The sequence below is a fragment of the Aeromonas sp. DNP9 genome, assembly GCF_001728955.1.
Classification (GTDB): domain Bacteria; phylum Pseudomonadota; class Gammaproteobacteria; order Enterobacterales; family Aeromonadaceae; genus Aeromonas; species Aeromonas veronii.
In genome coordinates this window covers 26,491-42,781 of the sequence record NZ_LYSQ01000034.1, presented here as the reverse complement: position 1 = coordinate 42,781, position 16,291 = coordinate 26,491, and the positions used below count along the sequence as shown (strand labels likewise).

16 protein-coding genes and 1 tRNA gene are annotated in these 16,291 nt (G+C 59.9%); 9 read left to right on the top strand and 8 right to left on the bottom strand.

Translation table 11 applies throughout. The features are described from left to right. Positions 1–89: 89 nt before the first annotated feature. Positions 90–166 (top strand) — tRNA-Asp (locus A9G06_RS19570). Positions 167–369: 203 nt separating this feature from the next. On the opposite strand, the gene A9G06_RS19565 is transcribed toward A9G06_RS19570, so the two are convergent. Both A9G06_RS19565 and A9G06_RS19560 read right to left on the bottom strand, forming a co-directional pair. Next, the gene (locus A9G06_RS19565) at positions 370–2,994 is read right to left on the bottom strand and encodes a bifunctional acetate--CoA ligase family protein/GNAT family N-acetyltransferase (protein WP_069556320.1); all 2,625 of its coding nucleotides are present in this window, start codon (positions 2,992–2,994) and stop codon (positions 370–372) included. Positions 2,995–3,067: 73 nt separating this feature from the next. Further along, entirely contained in the window at positions 3,068–3,259 is a 192-nt protein-coding gene (locus A9G06_RS19560) for a hypothetical protein (RefSeq protein WP_005339486.1), read from the bottom strand. Positions 3,260–3,451: 192 nt separating this feature from the next. On the opposite strand from A9G06_RS19560, the gene A9G06_RS19555 reads away from it, so the two are divergent. Further along, positions 3,452–4,312 carry a transporter substrate-binding domain-containing protein gene (locus A9G06_RS19555; RefSeq protein WP_069556321.1) on the top strand — a complete coding sequence of 287 codons (861 nt, stop codon included), beginning with the start codon at positions 3,452–3,454 and terminating at the stop codon, positions 4,310–4,312. On the opposite strand, the gene ilvY is transcribed toward A9G06_RS19555, so the two are convergent. After that, the gene (gene ilvY / locus A9G06_RS19550; RefSeq protein WP_069556319.1) at positions 4,301–5,194 is read right to left on the bottom strand and encodes an HTH-type transcriptional activator IlvY; all 894 of its coding nucleotides are present in this window, start codon (positions 5,192–5,194) and stop codon (positions 4,301–4,303) included. The two genes, A9G06_RS19555 and ilvY, sit on opposite strands and share 12 nt — an antisense overlap. Before the next feature lie 221 nt (positions 5,195–5,415). Between ilvY and ilvC the strand changes: the two genes are divergently transcribed. Continuing rightward, entirely contained in the window at positions 5,416–6,897 is a 1,482-nt protein-coding gene (gene ilvC / locus A9G06_RS19545) for a ketol-acid reductoisomerase (protein WP_041210772.1), read from the top strand. A 156-nt stretch (positions 6,898–7,053) separates the two neighbouring features. Here the strand turns inward: ilvC and pgi are convergent, their stop codons facing one another. The 5 genes from pgi to coaBC form a co-directional block, all read right to left on the bottom strand. Continuing rightward, on the bottom strand, positions 7,054–8,703 hold the full coding sequence (pgi, locus tag A9G06_RS19540) for a glucose-6-phosphate isomerase (protein WP_005339491.1): 1,650 nt from the start codon (positions 8,701–8,703) through the stop codon (positions 7,054–7,056). Positions 8,704–9,050: 347 nt separating this feature from the next. Continuing rightward, on the bottom strand, positions 9,051–9,887 hold the full coding sequence (locus A9G06_RS19535; RefSeq protein WP_069556318.1) for a mechanosensitive ion channel domain-containing protein: 837 nt from the start codon (positions 9,885–9,887) through the stop codon (positions 9,051–9,053). 165 nt (positions 9,888–10,052) lie between these two features. Beyond that, entirely contained in the window at positions 10,053–10,649 is a 597-nt protein-coding gene (gene slmA, locus A9G06_RS19530) for a nucleoid occlusion factor SlmA (protein WP_005339495.1), read from the bottom strand. A gap of 68 nt (positions 10,650–10,717) precedes the next feature. Then, positions 10,718–11,176: a dUTP diphosphatase gene (gene dut / locus A9G06_RS19525; protein WP_005339498.1), complete on the bottom strand. Its 459-nt coding sequence runs from the start codon at positions 11,174–11,176 to the stop codon at positions 10,718–10,720. Between the two features lie 81 nt (positions 11,177–11,257). Continuing rightward, the gene (gene coaBC / locus A9G06_RS19520) at positions 11,258–12,460 is read right to left on the bottom strand and encodes a bifunctional phosphopantothenoylcysteine decarboxylase/phosphopantothenate--cysteine ligase CoaBC (protein WP_069556317.1); all 1,203 of its coding nucleotides are present in this window, start codon (positions 12,458–12,460) and stop codon (positions 11,258–11,260) included. A gap of 147 nt (positions 12,461–12,607) precedes the next feature. On the opposite strand from coaBC, the gene radC reads away from it, so the two are divergent. The 6 genes from radC (at position 12,608) to A9G06_RS19490 (ending at position 16,270) form a co-directional block, all read left to right on the top strand. After that, entirely contained in the window at positions 12,608–13,282 is a 675-nt protein-coding gene (gene radC, locus A9G06_RS19515) for a DNA repair protein RadC (protein ID WP_005339502.1), read from the top strand. Positions 13,283–13,418: 136 nt separating this feature from the next. Beyond that, complete coding sequence (gene rpmB, locus A9G06_RS19510) at positions 13,419–13,655, top strand: 50S ribosomal protein L28 (RefSeq protein ID WP_005307492.1); 237 nt, start codon at positions 13,419–13,421, stop codon at positions 13,653–13,655. 11 nt (positions 13,656–13,666) lie between these two features. Continuing rightward, positions 13,667–13,834, top strand: coding sequence for a 50S ribosomal protein L33 (gene rpmG / locus A9G06_RS19505; protein ID WP_005307500.1), 168 nt, complete (start codon positions 13,667–13,669; stop codon positions 13,832–13,834). A gap of 93 nt (positions 13,835–13,927) precedes the next feature. After that, positions 13,928–14,383 carry a hypothetical protein gene (locus A9G06_RS19500; RefSeq protein WP_069556316.1) on the top strand — a complete coding sequence of 152 codons (456 nt, stop codon included), beginning with the start codon at positions 13,928–13,930 and terminating at the stop codon, positions 14,381–14,383. Positions 14,384–14,407: 24 nt separating this feature from the next. Beyond that, on the top strand, positions 14,408–15,220 hold the full coding sequence (gene mutM, locus A9G06_RS19495) for a bifunctional DNA-formamidopyrimidine glycosylase/DNA-(apurinic or apyrimidinic site) lyase (protein ID WP_005357390.1): 813 nt from the start codon (positions 14,408–14,410) through the stop codon (positions 15,218–15,220). A 177-nt stretch (positions 15,221–15,397) separates the two neighbouring features. Then, positions 15,398–16,270, top strand: coding sequence for a VirK/YbjX family protein (locus A9G06_RS19490; protein ID WP_069556315.1), 873 nt, complete (start codon positions 15,398–15,400; stop codon positions 16,268–16,270). Positions 16,271–16,291 lie beyond the last annotated feature (21 nt).

The window sequence follows — 16,291 nt, the reverse complement described above, 5'->3', positions numbered from 1 at the left end:
AAACGGTGATGTGAAGAATCACGTTACTGGCTGCGAGGATGACACCTCAGAAAAAGCGGCAGACAATTTAGCGCAAGCTAACCGAATGCGGAGCGGTAGTTCAGTCGGTTAGAATACCGGCCTGTCACGCCGGGGGTCGCGGGTTCGAGTCCCGTCCGCTCCGCCACTAATTTGAAGGCCTTCCCTGATGGGAAGGCCTTTTTGCTATGGGCGTTTTTGCCCATTGACCTCCAGATTTGCACACAGGAACCAACACAAAGCCCAGTCTCTCGACAGGGCTTTGGTGTTTTTAGCATGTTAAACCGTCAACGTTTGGTTTTTACCTGTCAAGAGAGTGCCAGATAGCCGGTTATTTCCACCATTTTTTGGCTATATCCGAGCCTTATCAGCCATTTGAGCGAGTTTACAGGCGGCTAAATCAGCCTTCTGCCGCCTGCAGGGAAGTTCCATATTGACCACCCCCTCTTCCATCTGGACATCGATCTTGAAGCCAAGCCGTTTGGCGAGGTTGACCATGCCGCGATTGCTGGGCATGGTCATGCCGGATAGCTGGCCAATCCCTTGCTCTTTGGCGTAGCGGATGATCTTCTCCATCATCAATTTGCCGAGACCCACCCCTTTCAGGTCAGATCGCACCAGAATGGCAAACTCGGCATCGCTGAGGTCCGGGGTCGAGATAGCGCGTACCACGCCGAGGATTTGATCCTGCAGCTCGCCATCTTGCCCCACCGCTACGAAGGCCATCTCCCGGTCGTAATCGATCTGGGTCATGCGAGCCAGCTCTTCATGGCCCAGTTCGCCTACATCGGCGAAGAAGCGTTTGTACCTGTCCTCATCGGAAACCTGCAGCACGAACTGTTTGTGGGCCGGCTCATCTTCCGGCCGGATCGGGCGCAGCAGGATATGGCGCTGATCTTTAAGCCAGGCACCCTCCTCCAGTTCGGTAGGATAGGGACGGATCGCCAGTCGGTTGCTGGTCGGGATGGTGGGGTCAGCCAGCATGAGGCTGGCATCCAGCACCACCATTTCGGCACCGCACGCTTGCAGCGGGTGCAGGTCCAGTTCCTGAATCTCAGGAAAGGCGAGTAATAGTTCGGATAGTTGGCAGAGCACTTGACCAAGGGCATCGATATCCAGTCGCTCCGGTGTGGCCTGCTCACGGATCTTGCGACTCTTGAGTGCCCCGATGATCTGGTAACGGGCCAGCGCCTGATTGAGCGGGGGTAGCGCCGCGACCATCTCCTGCGGTTCCGCACCAGATTCACCCAACAGAATGACGGGGCCAAAGATGGCGTCTTGCTGGATACGTACCCGCAGTTCGAGGCCGCCGCTACGGCGAGCCATGCGCTGTACCAGCAGCCCTTCGATACGGGCGCTCGGATCATGCTGTTTGACCCTGTCCAGAATGGCATCTGCAGCTTGCGCCACTTCGGTCGAGGTGCGCAGATTGAGCACCACCCCGTGTACGGCAGACTTGTGCAGGATATCGGGCGAGCGCAGTTTTACCGCTACCGGATAGCCGATCTGCTCGGCGGTCAGGGTCGCCTCGATGGCGTCGGTGACGATCCAGGTTGGCAGGGTCGAGAGACCGGCGGCTTGTAAAATTGGGTGCACCAGATGAATATCCAATCTTAGCTGTTTGCGCTCCTGCGCTTGGCGGATCAGCTGCTGGCACAGCTCGACATTGAGCTGGTTGCCATGTAGTGACGCCGGTGTCTCCATCAACTGCTTCTGGTTGCGGCGGTATTCCACCATGTGCATGAAGGCGGCCATGGCGCTTTCCGGTGTGCGGTAGGTCGGGAAGCCCGCTTCGGTAAAGAGTTTGCGTCCCTCCTGCGCCGAGTATTCACCCGCCCAGTTGGTGAGGATGTTGAAACGGCGCGCTCTGGGGTGCTGTTTCAGATGGGCAATAAGATGGCTGGCCAGCGGCGCGCTCGGTGCCGTGAGCGAGGGGGCGTGGATGATCAGGATGGCGTCGATGCCATCTTCCTGCAACACGTTGTCCAGCGCCTCCTGATAGGTGGTGATGGTAGCATCGCTGCCGATATCGAGCGGCGGGCGAGCCAGCTTGCCGCCTCGCTCCAGCAACACATCCACCGCCATATTGGCCAGCCCGCGGCCGTTGGAGATGATGGCGAGTCGCTCTCCCTTGAGGGTCATGGAGTGGCTCAGGGTTTCCACTGCGGCAAACAGCTCGTGGGTATCCCGCACCCGCAGCATACCGGCGCGGCGGATGGCGGCGTCATAGACATTGTCGAGGCCGTGGGCCGGTTCGTGGCGCCCGCTTTTTAGCACCAGGATTGGCTTGTTGCGCGAGGCCGCCCGCGCCGCCGAGAGAAAGTGGCGGGCGTCGTGCAGCTTGTCCATGTAGATCAAGATGGCGCGGGTGACGCTGTCGCGGGAAAGCTGATCCAGCAGCTGGCCGAAGTCGATGTCGCAGTGATCGCCAAGGGAGATGAAGGCGGAGAAGCCCAGTTCATGCTGCTTGGCCCAATCCAGAATGGTGGTGCTGACGGCGGCGGATTGCGACAGAAAGGCGACCTGCCCCGGCTTTGCGGCAATCGGTGAAAAGCTGGCATTGATCCCCTGGCCGGGCAGCAGCATTCCCATGCTGTTGGGGCCGAGCAGTCGAATGCCATATTGTTGGCAGACCCGTTTCAGCTCCAGCCGCTCCTCGGTGGAAAAGTCGGCGGCCAGTATGATGGCCGCGCCCGTACCCTTTTGGCCGAGCGCCTCCAGCAATGGCAAGACCCGCTCCCGCCGAGTGCAGATGATGGCGAGATCCGGGGTCAGCGGCAGGCTGGCAATATCGGGATAGGCCAGCACGCCGGCGATGGACTTGTTGCGCGGGGTGACGGGGAGGATGGGCCCTTTGAACTGGCCCGCCAGCAGGTGGCGTACGATCACATGACCCGCCTTGAGCGGGTCGGTCGAGGCGCCGATCACGGCGATTGAGTGGGGTTTGAACAGCCGATCCAGACCGCTTGCTTTCATGGGCACTCCCGACAAAAGGGGGAAGATACCAGTCTAATACGCCTTTGTTGCGGGTTCTGTGACCGGATCCTGATCACCGTTTGTTCAGGGCATTGGCACGTAGATAAAAGCGCAGTTCGCCTTGCACCCGGCGAATGGCGCCCAGGTGGCGTTCCTGCAGATAGATATCCTGCTCCCGGTCCAGTGCCGTGCTGGGCACGCCCATGCTCTGCAGATACTCGTCAAACAGGGTTGAACCCTTGATCTCTACCAGATGCTGTTTCATGGCTCTCCTCCCTGCGCCTTGGCGTTTGTTGATGAACGCCCAGTCTGCGATGACCTGCCGGGTTTGCCTATTGTCACTTTTGACACGAGATTTGACACGAGAGTGCTCACACATCTTTCAGAGAGAGCGCCGTTGAGGCGCTGGCTGGCGTTATAGTATGGCGAGGAGTATGAAGCACGGATGGTGCACGGGATGATCAGAGTCTGGTGGTGGTGCATGGCTTTGTGGGCGGTTGGCGTATCGGCAACCGAGCAGCCTATCCGTGCCTGGAATCTGCTGCTGGATCATCCCAATCCCGCCGTCGCCCAGTTGCTACGGCTCTCTCTCGATCTCACCGTGCCCGAGTATGGCCCCTACCAGCTGGTCTCCAGTCCGCAGATGGAGCAGGGGCGGGCGGTGAAAGAGCTGCGTAGTGGCGAGCTGGTTCAGGTCGGTGTCTTTGCCCCGGATGGTGAGCGAGAGCGGGATCTGCTGGCAGTACACATTCCGCTGGCCAAGGGGCTGCTGGGCTGGCGGGTGTGTCTGGTTCGGCAGGGGGATGAGGGGCGATTTGCCGCGATCGGGTCGTTGGCAGACTGGCATCGCGCCGGGCTCTCCATCGGTCAGCACAGATCCTGGCCAGACACCCAGTTGCTGCGGGCTAACGGCCTCAAGGTGACGGTTGGCAATCTTTATGAGGCGCTCTTCAACATGCTGCGTAAGAAGCGTTTTGACTGCTTCCTGCGCTCGGTCATCGAGGTCGAGGATGAGCTAAGGCAGCATCCGAATCTCGCCATCGAGCCCCGTCTGGTGTTTCGCTATCCGCTGGCGCTGCTCTTCTTTGTCTCGCCAAAATATCCGGAGCTGGCGCAGCGCATCGAGCTCGGTCTGCAGCGGGCACGGCAATCGGGCGCTTTTGACCGGGTCTTTGAAGAGGAATTTGGCAGCACCATTCGGCGGCTGAAACTGGATGAACGGGTGCGCCTCGAGCTGCACAATCCCGATCTGCCGTTGTCGAGTCGCAAGATGCTGGCCGACCCGATGCTCATCTACCAGCCCGTCTCAGCGCAGTGAGCTCTGATTCTGTGCGGTATCCCAGAAGGCGCGGATCAGCGGCTCCTCCAGTCGCTTCTTGAGCACCCCGATCCCCACATCAAATGGCTTGAAGGCGGGCTTGAGGTCGATGATCCGCACCTTGTCGCCGAGCGGGCTATGGTCGATCACCGCCGCCGGCACCAACCCCACGCCACAACCGAGCGCCACCATGGCGACGATCCCCTCGTTACCCGCCACTTCGGCATAGATGTTGGGCGCTATCCCTTTGTTGCGAAACCACTGATCGCTGCGTTTGCGGGCCAAGCCCTGCTCGGAGAGGATGACCGGCAGCTGCTCCCAGTCCGGTTCGCCCTGACGGAACCACTGGTTCAGCTGGGGCGCGTTGCGCGGCGCGATAAAGACCAGCGGCACCAGTTGCAGGCTGGCGAACTCCAGCTTGGCGGGCAGGGCATCGGGGCGGGCGGCGATGGCGAGATCGGCCTCATCGGCCAGGATCTTGTCCACCGCCAGCGCCGGGTCGCCGGTCTCCAGCTTGATCTCCAGCTGGGGATAGCGGCGGCGAAAGCGCTCCAGTACCTCGGGCAACAGAAAGTAACTGGCGGTGACCGAACAGAAGACCCGCAGACGACCTTGCAGCGGCTCATCGCTGCGTTTGAGCTCCTGCTTGAGCTGACGCCACTCCTGCAACAGGCCGCCGCCGAATTCGCGCAGCTTCTCGCCGGCGGGGGTGAGCCGTACCGAGCGGTTGTCCCGTTCGAACAGGATGCAGCCGGTCTCCTGCTCCAGTCGCTGGATGGCGCGGCTCAGGGTGGAGGGGCTGACCGCCATTGCATCGGCGCTCTTGCCAAAATGAAGGGAGTCGGCGAGGTGGAGAAACAGCTCGAGATTGCGAAGGTCCATCTTTCAGCTCCTGGCGCGGCTTGTGTGCCCGATATCCAGCGGTTGGCGGCTTGTTTCTGCCATCTCGCGGTACATTCAGCAGGCAATTATGAAGGGTGAGCGTTTCAGTTATTGCAACGTACTGTTTCGAATATATCAGTTCAGGCAATAAGTGTCCCGCGCTATAGTGGTTCAGACAACGCCGCTACCCGGCATGGAATCAATCGAACGGAGCAATCACCATGGCTAACTATTTCAACACCTTGAACCTGCGTCAGCAGTTGGCCCAATTGGGCAAGTGTCGTTTCATGCAGCGCGAAGAGTTCGCGGACGGCTGCAACGTGCTGAAGGGCAAGAAGGTGGTGATTGTGGGCTGTGGTGCCCAGGGTCTGAACCAGGGTCTGAACATGCGTGACTCCGGGCTGGATATCTCCTACGCCCTGCGCAAGGCCGCCATCACCGAGAAGCGTGCCTCCTGGCAGAAAGCCACCGACAACGGCTTCGCGGTCGGTACCTATGAAGAGCTGATCCCGACCGCCGATCTGGTGCTGAACCTGACCCCGGACAAGCAGCACTCCGACGTGGTGAAAACAGTGATGCCGCTGATGAAGCAGGGCGCCGCGCTGGGTTACTCCCACGGCTTCAACGTGGTGGAAGAGGGTCAGCAGATCCGCTCCGACATCACAGTCGTGATGGTTGCGCCCAAGTGCCCGGGTACCGAAGTGCGTGAAGAGTACAAGCGCGGCTTCGGCGTACCGACCCTGATCGCCGTTCACCCGGAAAATGACCCGAAAGGCGAAGGCATGGCCATCGCCAAGGCGTGGGCCTCTGCCACCGGTGGCGACCGTGCCGGCGTGCTGGAGTCCTCCTTCGTAGCGGAAGTGAAATCTGACCTGATGGGCGAGCAGACCATCCTCTGCGGCATGCTGCAGGCCGGTTCCCTGCTCTGCTACGACAAGCTGGTTGCCGAAGGCACAGACCCGGCCTACGCCGGCAAGCTGATCCAGTTCGGCTGGGAGACCATCACCGAAGCCCTGAAACAGGGTGGCATCAGCCTGATGATGGACCGCTTGTCCAACCCGGCCAAGCTGCGCGCCTTCGAGCTCTCCGAGCAGCTCAAGACCCTGATGCGCCCGCTGTTCGAGAAGCACATGGACGACATCATCGCCGGTGAGTTCTCCCGCGGCATGATGGCCGACTGGGCCGAAGACGATGCCAAGCTGTTCGGCTGGCGCGAAGAGACCGGCAAGTCCGCCTTCGAAAACGCCCCGGCGTTTGCAGGCAAGATTGCCGAGCAGGAGTACTTCGACAATGGCGTGGTGATGGTGGCCATGGTCAAGGCGGGTGTCGAGCTGGCGTTCGAGACCATGGTGGCTTCCGGTATCTACGAGGAGTCTGCCTACTACGAATCCCTGCACGAGCTGCCGCTGATCGCCAACACAGTTGCCCGCAAGCGTCTGTACGAGATGAACGTGGTCATCTCCGACACCGCCGAGTACGGCAACTACCTGTTCGCCAACGCCGCCGTGCCCTTGCTGCGCGAGCACTTCATGCCGACCCTGAAAGCGGGCGATCTGGGTGCCAGCAAGGCGGAAGGGCAGAGCGTGGATAACCTGGCGCTGCTGGCGGCCAACGAAGCGACTCGCAACCACCCGATCGAGAAAATCGGTCAGGTACTGCGCGGTTATATGAAAGACATGAAACGCATCGCCGTTGGCGGTTAAGCCTGCATCGGGCTGGATGATGAAGGGGCGGGGATGACGATCCCCGTCGCCGGTCGGACTGGACACCCGCTCGGCCAGCCAGAACAATCAGCCTGACAGTCATAAAAAAGCCCCGCTCATCGAGCGGGGCTTTTGCATTCAGAAAGGCTCGATAAATCAGGCTTTCCACGCTTTCCAGGTGTTGATCAGACCGTTGGTGGAGCAGTCGTGGCTGGTGACAGCCTCGTTGTTGCCCAGCTCCGGCAGGATCTTGTTGGCCAGCTGTTTGCCCAGCTCCACGCCCCACTGGTCGAAGCTGAAGATGTTCCAGATTGCGCCCTGTACGAAGATCTTGTGCTCGTACATGGCGATCAGGGCTCCCAGGGTTTTCGGGGTCAGGCTCTTGAACAGGATGGAGTTGGTCGGGCGGTTGCCTTCGAACACCTTGAACGGCACCAGATCCTTGACCTGCTCCAGGGTTTTGCCAGCCGCCAGGAACTCGGCTTCAACCTCTTCCTTGCTCTTGCCGAAGGCCAGCGCCTCGGTCTGGGCGAAGAAGTTGGCCAGCAGTTTCGGGTGATGGTCACCGATCGGGTTGTGGCTGATGGCCGGCGCCAGGAAGTCACAGGGGATCAGCTTGGTGCCCTGGTGGATCAGCTGGTAGAAGGCGTGCTGGCCATTGGTGCCCGGCTCACCCCAGATGATGGGGCCGGTCTGGTAGTCAACCGGCTTGCCGTTGCGATCCACGTACTTGCCATTGGACTCCATGTTGCCCTGCTGGAAGTAGGCTGGGAAGCGGTGCATGTACTGGTCGTACGGCAGGATGGCTTCGGACTCGGCACCGTAGAAGTTGTTGTACCACAGGCCAATCAGCGCCAGCAGCACCGGCACGTTCTGCTCATAGGAGGCAGTGGCGAAGTGCATATCCATTTCGAAGGCGCCTTGCAGCAGGGCTTCGAAGTTCTCGAAACCGACAGACAGGGCGATGGGCATGCCGATGGCAGACCAGGAGGAGTAGCGGCCGCCAACCCAGTCCCAGAACTCGAACATGTTATTGGTGTCGATACCGAACTCGGCCACGGCCTTGCCGTTGGTGGAGAGCGCAGCGAAGTGCTTGGCAACGTGGGCCTTGTCACCGGCGATGTTGATGAACCAGTCGCGGGCGGTCAGGGCGTTGGTCATGGTCTCCTGAGTGGTGAAGGTCTTGGAGGCCACCAGGAACAGGGTGGTTTCCGGATCGATCTTCTTCAGGGTCTCGGCGATGTGGGTGCCATCGACGTTGGAGACGAAGTGCATCTGCAGGTGGTTTTTGTAGGGGCGCAGTGCCTCGGTGATCATCACCGGGCCCAGATCAGAGCCACCGATACCGATGTTGACCACGTGCTGGATCGCCTTGCCGGTGTAGCCTTTCCACTCGCCGGAGATGATCTTCTCGCAGAAGCCCTTCATCTTGGCCAGTACGGCATTCACTTCCGGCATCACATCCTTGCCGTCGCACTCGATGGGGCGGTCGGAGCGGTTGCGCAGGGCCACGTGCAGCACCGAGCGGCCTTCGGTCATGTTGATCTTGTCGCCATTGAACATGGCATCGATCGCGCTGCGAAGATCGGTCTCTTTGGCCAGATCAACCAGCAACTTGAGGGTTTCTTCGGTGATCAGGTTCTTCGAGTAATCAACCAGGATGTCGCCGCCGAAGGTAAGGGAAAACTTGTCAAAGCGCTTCGGGTCCTGCGCGAACAGATCCTTGAGTCGGGTCTCTTTGTTTGCTGCAAAGTGGGCTTCCAGTGCCTGCCAGGCCTGGGTTTGGGTTGGATTGATATTTTTCATAGGATTCCTGAAATGCCAAGTTGTGTTTGAACCTTGCAGGCAAGGTCCCGCCAAACCTTATTATCCGAGCATTATAGCGAGCCGAACGGGCGGCCCGTGTAACAGATTTTTACCGATTGTCTTTTACCGCAATGGGTCACTGTCGGGAGCATACAACCAGAACATTGGGATTATGTGTCACGAAAGCAAGGCGGATCTTGCGCTTGCTCATGATTGGGGCCACCCCGATAGCCTGAAATTGTTTTCATCCGGTTGGCGTGGTTATGCACCGACATGGCCATGGGCTGGGGCCAGAAACGACAATGCCAGCCCGAAGGCTGGCATTGTCTGTTGCAGCAGAACCGCGATCACGCCTGCGTTTTTTGCATGTGCATCACCATCTGCGGGAAGGGGATCTCGATGCCTTCGGCATCAAAGGTCAGTTTCACCTTCTCGTGGAAGTCGAACCAGACACCCCAGTAGTCGCCGGTCTTGACCCACGGGCGCACCACGATATTGACCGAGGAGTCGGCCAGCGCGGCGACGGCGATGGTAGCGGCCGGATCTTTCAGGATGCGCGGCTCTTCATTCACCAGACGCTCGAGGATCTGCTTGGCCTTGCGCAGGTCGGAGCCGTAGCCGATACCGAAGGTCATATCGACGCGGCGGGTATCCATGCGGGAGTAGTTGACGATGGTGCCGTTGAGGATGGCGGAGTTCGGTACTACCACCATCTTGTTGTCACCGGAGGTGAGGGTGGTGGTGAAGAGCTGAACGGATTGCACCACGCCAGACGTGCCTGCCACTTCGATAAACTCGCCCGCCTTGATGGGGCGGAAGATGATCAGCAGGAAGCCGGCAGCGAAGTTGGAGAGCGAGCCTTGCAGCGCCAGACCGATGGCCAGACCGGCGGCACCGATAATGGCGACGAAGGAGGCGGTCTGCACGCCGACCCGGCCCAGCGCGGCGATTACCACGAACACCAGAATGGCGTATTTGAGAATGCTGCCGACGAAGTGAGTGACGGTGATGTCCAGCTTGCGGGCCTGCATCACCTTGACCACGCCACCGCTGATGAGGTTGGCGGCGATATAGCCGACCAGCAGGGTCAGCAGGGCGGCGGCGATATTGACGCCATATTCGATCAGCAGGCCTTGGTTATTGACCAGCCAGGTCTGCGCTTCGGTAATGATTTCGGGTTCCATAGGATGTCCTGTCAGGTTCTAAAAGGTTCATGGTGGATAAATCTAACACCGCAGCGCGACAGTACGGGTCGCATCTGGTACTTCTTTTCTGCCATAAAAACCTGACACAAAAAAGAAGGGAGGCCAAAGCCTCCCTTCTTTTTGCTGAATGATGCGAAAAAACCATCAGCTCTGCAGCAGCTGGCTGCGGATAAATTGCCACTGATCTTCGAAACCTGCGGTCGGCTTGAGCTTGAACTCGGAGCGCACGAACTGGCTGATGCGACCTTCGGTGTAGGCCAGCAGCAGATTAGCCAGCATGGTCTCGTCTAGCTGGAAGCCTTGACCCTCGCGCAGCCGCTTCTCGCGCAGCACCTGTTTGATCTGGGTCTCCAGCTTGTCGAACAGGATGCTGATGCGATCCCGCAGCCGATCGTGCTCACCCAGCAGGGCGTCGCCATTGAGGATGCGGGTAATGCCGGGATTGCGCTCGGCGAACACCAGCAGCAGCTGCAGGATATGGTGGCAACGCGCCATGGTGTCCTTCTCTTCCGCCATGATCAGATTGACCCGTGACAGCAGGGAATCCTCGATAAAGTCGATCAGCCCCTCGAACATCCGCGCCTTGCTGGGAAAATGTCGATAGAGGGCTGCTTCAGAGACGCCGACCTCGGCCGCCAGACGGGCCGTGGTGATACGCTGACCCGGACTGGTTTCCAGCATATGGGCGAGCGCCTGCAGGATCTGATCGCGCCGACTCTGTTTCTGATTACTGCTTGCCATGGATTCCCCTAAAAAAACAATGGCTTGATTCTATTATTAAGCACCGCCCATCGGGCTGGTGTGGTCTGTTATTGGCGACCAGAAGAACCAAAACCGCCTTCACCCCGTTCGCTCTGATTGAACTCATCGACCAGTTGGAAGCTGGCCTGAACTACCGGCATGATCACCAGCTGGGCGATGCGCTCGCCGGGTTGCATGGTGAACTCATCCTTGCCGCGGTTCCAGACCGATACCATCAGCTGACCCTGGTAATCGGAATCGATGAGACCGACCAGGTTGCCCAGCACGATGCCGTGCTTATGGCCGAGGCCGGAGCGGGGCAGGATGGTGGCACACAGACCCGGATCCTGGATGTGAATGGCCAGACCGGTCGGCACCAGGGTGGTATCACCCGGAGCCAGAGTCAGCGGCGCATCCAGCAGTGCGCGCAGATCCATGCCGGCAGAGCCCGGTGTGGCGTAGGCGGGCAGCGGGTACTCGGTACCGATACGGGCATCCAGAATCTTCAGTTCAATTTGTGTAGTCATGAATCGCTTTTTCAGTTGGATCTTGTATTGGCGCCCCTCTTGGCAAGGCGGGGCGCCGTGAGTCTTGTTCTTTCGGGACGCTCAGTGCCGGTAGTGGCGCGCAATCAGGGCGATCAGGTGACGGGCCAGCGTCAGCTTGTCGGCCAGCGGCAGCGGGGCCTGGCCCCCTTGCCAGAACACGGTCAGGGCGTTGTCATCGGCGTTGAAGCCTTGCCCCTCGCGGGACACATCGTTGGCGGCGATCATGTCCAGCCGCTTACGCTGCAACTTGTCGAGGGCGTATTGTTCCACATCCACGGTTTCGGCGGCAAATCCGACGGTGAAGGGTTTGTCTGAAAGGGCACCGACGGCCGCGATGATGTCGGGGTTTTTCACCAGCTTCACCACCATCTGGTCGTTGTCGCCGCTCTTCTTGATCTTCTGGCTGGCTACCTGCTCAGGACGGTAGTCGGCCACGGCCGCGCAACCGATGAAGAGGTCGCACTCGCCCACCCGGCTCATCACAGCCTGATGCATTTGCTCCGCGCTCTCCACATCGACACGGGTCACGCCAGCAGGCGTAGCCAGCGTCACCGGGCCGCTCACCAGCGTCACTTCGGCGCCCGCTTCGCGGGCCGCGCGGGCGATGGCATAGCCCATCTTGCCGGAGCTGTGATTACTGATGTAGCGCACCGGATCGAGCGCCTCGCGGGTTGGACCTGCGGTGAGCAGCAGCTTGACGTCTGCCAGCAAGGGCTCGGCGGCCAGCTGCTGGCAGCAGCGATCCACCAGTTCGAGGGGATCCAGCATCCGGCCCGGGCCCACATCGCCACAGGCCTGGCTGCCGGCATCCGGCCCCCACAGCAGAATGCCGCGGCTGGCCAGGGTCTTGAGGTTGGCCTGGGTGGCAGCGTTGAGATACATCTGTTGGTTCATGGCGGGCGCCAGCGCGATGGGCGCCGGAGTGGCCAGACAGAGGGTGGTGAGCAGTTCGTCGGCCATGCCGGCGGCCATGCGCGCCATCAGGTTGGCGCTGGCGGGGGCGATCAGTACCAGATCGGCCCACTTGGCCAGCTCGATATGGCCCATGCCTGCCTCGGCAGAGGGATCCAGCAGGCTGTAGGCCACCGGATTACCGGAGACCGCCTGCAGGGTCAGCGGGGTGATGAACTCCTTGGCGGAGCGGGTCATCACCACCCGCACTTCGGCGCCCTGATCTTTCAGGCGGCGTACCAGCTCGGCACTCTTGTAGGCGGCGATCCCGCCACTGACACCCAACAGGATGCGTTTATCGGCCAATCTCATCTGCTGTTTCTCTATCCGGCTCATTCTGACTGGTCGGCTAAGATACCACAGGCAATGGATGACGACAGGGGTTGGCATCAAGGGGTGTGGTCAGGCGCGCGCAATTTTTTGCTATGTTTTTTCTCAACAGGGATGAGGGAGAGACAAATGAGCATCAAAGAGTGGCCGGAAGATGAACGCCCCAGAGAGAAGCTGCTGCGTCAGGGGCCCGCGGCGCTCTCCGATGCCGAGCTGCTCGCCATCTTTCTGCGCACCGGCGTCAATGGCCTGAGTGCAGTGGATCTTTCACGTAATCTATTGAATCAATTCGGCTCTTTGCGCAGCTTGCTGGGGGCGGATCAACGGGCATTCTGCGAGGCGCACGGCCTTGGCCCGGCCAAATATGCCCAGTTGCAGGCGGTGCTTGAGATGGCCAGACGCCATCTGGCCGAGCAGTTGCAACGGGGCGATGCCCTCACCTCGCCCCAGCTGACCCGGGACTATCTGCAGGCCCAGCTGCGGGATCGGCCACGCGAGGTGTTTGCCCTGCTGTTGCTCGACAATCAGCACAGAGTCATTCAATTTGTTGAGCTTTTTTTCGGCACAATCGATTCGGCGAGCGTCTGGCCAAGAGAAATCGTGCAGATCGCGCTCAAACATAATGCAGCCGCGGTGATTCTGGCGCATAATCACCCGTCCGGCGTCGCCGAGCCCAGTAGGGCCGACCGCCAGATCACGGATCGGATCACGGCCGCTTTGGCCCTGATCGATATCAGAGTGCTGGATCACTTGGTGATCGGTGATGGCATCACGGTTTCTTTTGCCGAGCGCGGTTGGCTATAACTGTGCTCTGGCACCGTATTAGTTGATCTTTGATCACGGATGCTGTATAAAATGCCGCCTTCTGTTTGCCCCGCAATCGAAGGCCAGCGGGGCAGATATTTGCTCGAGCAATGAAGTAAGATTTGGAGAGACTGACATGTCTAGAGTATGCCAAGTAACCGGCAAGCGCCCGGCAGTTGGTAACAACCGTTCGCACGCTAACAACGCCACCAAGCGTCGTTTCCTGCCGAACCTGCACACTCACCGTTTCTGGGTTGAGAGTGAAAAACGCTTCGTAAGCCTGCGCGTATCCGCAAAAGGCATGCGTATCATCGACAAGCGTGGCGTTGAAGTGGTTCTGGCTGAACTGCGCGCCAGCGGTGTTAAGGTATAAGGAATTAGATCATGGCTAAAGGTATTCGCGAGAAAATTCGCCTGAACTCCAGCGCCGGTACTGGTCACTTCTATACCACTACCAAAAACAAGCGCACCATGCCCGAAAAAATGGAGATCAAAAAGTTTGATCCCGTTGTTCGTCAGCATGTGATCTACAAGGAAGGCAAAATCAAGTAATTACTTGATGCTGCATTCCCAAAAACCCGGCTTCGTGCCGGGTTTTTTTATGCGCCGAATTCAGTACACTGCCGGTTCAAAGGGAGGCTTGCCATGTTCAAATTGAGCCGCAAAGGCTGGAATAACGTGATCATTGTGGTGGTGCTGATCGTGATCACCCTGTTGCATCGTATGGAGACTGCCCAGCAGGAGAACAGCGCCAAGCGGGCTCGCCCCTTGTTGCCGGATGCGTCCGTAGTGCTCACTTGGCAGGGGCCGAGCTGGCAGATTGAGCGGATCGGTCAGGGCTGGCGCAGTATGCCGGATCTGGGGCTCGACACGGCTCAGCTGGATGCCCGTCTGGCACGCTGGCAGAGCTGGTTGCTGCTCCCCGGCGAGGTGGTGCGCGGTACCCCGGTGACCATCAAGGTGTGGATTGCCGGCCAGAGCGATCCGGTCGAGATCGGCCTCTATCAGAACAGCGGCCAATATGGCGCTCAGCTGCCCTCCGGTCTCTGGCTCGCCCTCACTGCCGAGCAGTATCGCGATCTGCTGCGTCCTGCCCCCTGAGTTCCTTTTCCTTGCGAGGTGCCCATGCCTGAATTGCCAGAAGTTGAAGTCAGTCGTCAGGGGATCTCCCCCTGGCTCACCGGTATCAAGGTGACGCGTGTAGTGGTGCGGGATGGCCGCCTGCGCTGGCCGATCCCCGGTGAGATTCAGGAGCTGGTGGACCTCACCATCCATCGGGTGCGTCGCCGTGCCAAATACCTGCTGCTGGAGACCGATTTCGGCACTGCCATCCTTCATCTGGGGATGTCCGGCAGCCTGCGGGTGCTGGATATCGGCACGCCAGCCGAGAAGCACGACCACGTGGATATCGAGCTGGAGAATGGCAAGCTGCTGCGGCTCAACGATCCGCGCCGCTTCGGCGCCCTGCTCTGGACCCGGGAACCGGCCGAAGCCCATGCGCTGCTCGCCAAGCTGGGGCCCGAGCCGCTCACCGATGCCTTCAGTGCTGATTACCTGCAGGGGCGCGCCAAGGGACGCAGCACCGCCATCAAACAGTTCCTGATGGACAATCAGGTGGTGGTCGGGGTGGGCAACATCTACGCCAACGAGGCGCTCTATGCCGCCGGCATTCACCCCAAGCGGGCGGCAGGCAATATCAGCGCAGAGCGGCTGGGAACCCTGGTGGCCGAGATCAAGCGGGTGTTGGCCGAGGCGATTCGCCAGGGCGGCACTACTCTCAAGGATTTCACCAGCGCCGATGGCAAGCCGGGCTATTTCGTGCAGCAGTTGCAGGTTTATGGCCGTGGCGGTCAGCCCTGTTTCCACTGTCACACCCTGCTGACCGAGACAAGAATGGGCCAGCGCACCACGGTTTTTTGCAGTCATTGCCAGCGCTGAGCGCACTTTTTGCCCCGATCCGAGGGAAGTTGTAACAGCGTATTTCCACTCTGTTGAAGATTTGCACAGCTGTCACTAGTATCCCGACCGTTCAGGCGGTTTGAGAATATAAAAATGACAGTTAAATCAATAGACTGGGAAGATTTATCCCGGCAGGAGCGCTATTGCGCAAAATCCATGGCCCGCTTCCTCTACCCCGAAGGATGTGACCGGAAAACCTTCAATCGCGGCAAGTTCGTGCTGCGCAGCCTGCTCTATCGCAAGTCGCTGAGCCGGGTCTTCAGCCTATTTCAGTGCGACTCGCTCAAGGCGCTGCCAGCGGTCTATCCCGAGCTGCTCGACAAGCCGATGCGCCCCTATCGCTTCGCCTGTGCCAGCGCCCGTGAGCGTGCCGAGATGCTGGAAAATCACTATCGGTTGCTGCTGGAGTGCTACCCGCAGCTGATCGACTCGCTCTATCTGGGCGAGGGGATCGAACTTGGGCACTATCCCCAGAGCGGCTGCCGCATTCTGTTGCGTCACGATGGCACCTTCCGCCGCGAGGCCGAGCTGGCGCTCTCCATCGTCAACGGCGAGGGACAGCGCCTCTACAGCTGCGCCTTTTCGCTGGCGGGTAGCGTGGATCGTTTGATGCTGATGATCGGCTCCATGCAGGGGCCGGAGCCTGCGGTCGACAATGCCCAGGATCGGGTGCGCGAGCTGACCAAAGAGGGGCACGGCCTGCGGCCCAAATCCCTGCTTGTGCAGCTGGTGCTGCAACTGGCGCAGGCCATGGGGGCGGCGGAGGTGCTGGCGGTGCGCAAGCGGGCCCACGTGTTTCAGGCCAGGCGTTACAGCAGCAAGCAGAAAGCCAACCTACAGGCCGATTACGACGAGCTGTGGCAGGAGTTCGACGCGCAGGATGTGGATGCTAACTTCGTCGCTCTGCAAGCCCAGCCGCGCAAGCCGCTGGAGGAGATCGCCTCCAAGAAGCGGGCCATGTATCGGCGCCGCTACGAGTGGCTCGATCTGCTGGTGCAGGAGATGAATGAGCGGTTTGCCCGTCAGTAACCGGCAAGCAGGCTGACCTCT

Coding starts and splice junctions, on each gene's coding strand:
- A9G06_RS19565 (WP_069556320.1), bottom strand. CDS start 2,994: ATGAAAGCAAGCGGTCTGGATCGGCTGTTCAAACCCCACTCAATCGCC.
- A9G06_RS19560 (WP_005339486.1), bottom strand. CDS start 3,259: ATGAAACAGCATCTGGTAGAGATCAAGGGTTCAACCCTGTTTGACGAG.
- A9G06_RS19555 (WP_069556321.1), top strand. CDS start 3,452: ATGATCAGAGTCTGGTGGTGGTGCATGGCTTTGTGGGCGGTTGGCGTA.
- ilvY (WP_069556319.1), bottom strand. CDS start 5,194: ATGGACCTTCGCAATCTCGAGCTGTTTCTCCACCTCGCCGACTCCCTT.
- ilvC (WP_041210772.1), top strand. CDS start 5,416: ATGGCTAACTATTTCAACACCTTGAACCTGCGTCAGCAGTTGGCCCAA.
- pgi (WP_005339491.1), bottom strand. CDS start 8,703: ATGAAAAATATCAATCCAACCCAAACCCAGGCCTGGCAGGCACTGGAA.
- A9G06_RS19535 (WP_069556318.1), bottom strand. CDS start 9,887: ATGGAACCCGAAATCATTACCGAAGCGCAGACCTGGCTGGTCAATAAC.
- slmA (WP_005339495.1), bottom strand. CDS start 10,649: ATGGCAAGCAGTAATCAGAAACAGAGTCGGCGCGATCAGATCCTGCAG.
- dut (WP_005339498.1), bottom strand. CDS start 11,176: ATGACTACACAAATTGAACTGAAGATTCTGGATGCCCGTATCGGTACC.
- coaBC (WP_069556317.1), bottom strand. CDS start 12,460: ATGAGATTGGCCGATAAACGCATCCTGTTGGGTGTCAGTGGCGGGATC.
- radC (WP_005339502.1), top strand. CDS start 12,608: ATGAGCATCAAAGAGTGGCCGGAAGATGAACGCCCCAGAGAGAAGCTG.
- rpmB (WP_005307492.1), top strand. CDS start 13,419: ATGTCTAGAGTATGCCAAGTAACCGGCAAGCGCCCGGCAGTTGGTAAC.
- rpmG (WP_005307500.1), top strand. CDS start 13,667: ATGGCTAAAGGTATTCGCGAGAAAATTCGCCTGAACTCCAGCGCCGGT.
- A9G06_RS19500 (WP_069556316.1), top strand. CDS start 13,928: ATGTTCAAATTGAGCCGCAAAGGCTGGAATAACGTGATCATTGTGGTG.
- mutM (WP_005357390.1), top strand. CDS start 14,408: ATGCCTGAATTGCCAGAAGTTGAAGTCAGTCGTCAGGGGATCTCCCCC.
- A9G06_RS19490 (WP_069556315.1), top strand. CDS start 15,398: ATGGCCCGCTTCCTCTACCCCGAAGGATGTGACCGGAAAACCTTCAAT.